The organism is Aphanothece microscopica RSMan92 (assembly GCF_046613545.2).
Lineage (GTDB): Bacteria > Cyanobacteriota > Cyanobacteriia > PCC-6307 > Cyanobiaceae > NIES-981.
In genome coordinates this window covers 1-1,421 of sequence record NZ_JBKKKY020000180.1, presented here as the reverse complement: position 1 = coordinate 1,421, position 1,421 = coordinate 1, and the positions used below count along the sequence as shown (strand labels likewise).

General features: G+C 67.8%; 2 protein-coding genes. One reads left to right on the top strand and one right to left on the bottom strand.

Annotated elements, in window-relative coordinates:
* Positions 1-54: 54 nt before the first annotated feature.
* Entirely contained in the window at positions 55-630 is a 576-nt protein-coding gene (locus tag ACLD7X_RS16780) for a UTRA domain-containing protein (RefSeq protein ID WP_425625413.1), read from the top strand.
* 113 nt (positions 631-743) lie between these two features.
* On the opposite strand, the gene ACLD7X_RS16775 is transcribed toward ACLD7X_RS16780, so the two are convergent.
* Positions 744-1,421, bottom strand: a 678-nt coding sequence (locus ACLD7X_RS16775; RefSeq protein ID WP_411424828.1) for a glycosyltransferase family 4 protein, incomplete at its 5' end; no start/stop codon positions are given.

The following is a 1,421-nucleotide window of genomic DNA, read 5'->3' as shown; positions in this document are numbered from 1 at the left end:
GTTGATCTGCAGAAACAACTCCCGCGCCAGATGGGGGTTTTGGGTGCGCATCGTATGACGGCGCACCGCGCCCTGCGCGAGCTCGCGCAGGAGGGGCTGGTGGTGCGCGCGGCGGGGCGCGGCAGCTATGTCGCGCAGCGCCGCCTCGATGTCTCGCTCCTGCGCGTGCCCGACATCGCCGAGGACATCCGCGCGGAGGGCGGGGTCCATGACGCCGTCGCCGTCGCCATCCGGCGCACGCGAGCCACGGCCGACATCGCCGCCGCCCTGCAGATCGCCCCCGGCGAAATGGTGCTGCACAGCCTTCTGGTTCACCGCTCGGGCGGCGCTCCCGTCCAGATCGAGGACCGTTACGTCAACGCCGCCTTCGCCCCCGACTATCTCGCCCAGGACTTCACCTCCCGCACGCCCAACGCCTACCTGACGGCCATCGCCCCGATCGAGGAAGCGGAGCAGATCGTCGAGGCGGTGGCGGCGGATGCGCGGCTGGCGCGTCTCCTGGCCATCAGCCGGGGCAGCCCCTGCCTCAAGGTCACGCGCCGCACCTGGGCCGCCGGCATGGCGGCAACCCTCGTGCGGCTGGTTTCGCCCGGCGAACGCTGGCGCTTCACGGCCCGCTTCCGGCCCTGAGCGAGGGCGAGGCCCTGTGCTCCCCTTCGCCGAAAACCGGACGGGGCGCATCAGACTGCCGCAGGACGGGCAGGCCTCGGCGCCGCCAACATGGCGGCGCTTGGCGGATCACGTCACGGGACGGCCCGCATCTCCTGCTTCTCGTCCGCGACGCTGGACCCCAGGGCACGCTCAAAGGCGGCCAGCAGCGGTGGAATCTCCGCATCCCAGTTCAGCACGGCTTCGATGCGGGCTCGGCCGATCTCGCCCATTCTCGCCCGCAGGCCCGGATCGTTGATCAGCTGGATGATGCAGCGCGCGAAAGCATCCATGTCGTCTCTGGGGGCGTAGAGCGAGGCATCCTGCGCGCTGAAGCGTCCCTCATCGAGGTCGAACTGCACCAGCGGCTTGGAGAACGCCATGTATTCCATGATCTTGTTCATGGTGCACCGGCGCGTGTAGTCGTTGTAGGGGTCCGGGCACAGACCAATGTCGATGGAGCTCAGGGCCCGCTTCAGCGCGTCGCCAGACAGATAACCCGTGAACGTCACATGATCGTTGAGGCCCAGCCTCCCGGCCAGCGCGCGCGAGGCCTCCAGTTCCGGGCCTTCGCCGATCAGGAGGGCGTGGAAATCGTCGACGCCGTGCTTGTGGCGCAGCAGCGCCAGGATCTCGAGCAGCACATCGATGCCATCCTGGGATTGTTGATTTGCATTGAGAACTGACCCGGCCGGTCGACAAGTTTCCACTGAGATTTGACCCATGTTCTGAGCCTTGCCCTGGCGTTGGCGTCGGGGGAACATGGAGTGATC

Bases quoted from the DNA above. Each gene is read 5' to 3' on its own strand.
- ACLD7X_RS16780 (WP_425625413.1), top strand. From the start codon at position 55: ATGACGGCGCACCGCGCCCTGCGCGAGCTCGCGCAGGAGGGGCTGGTG.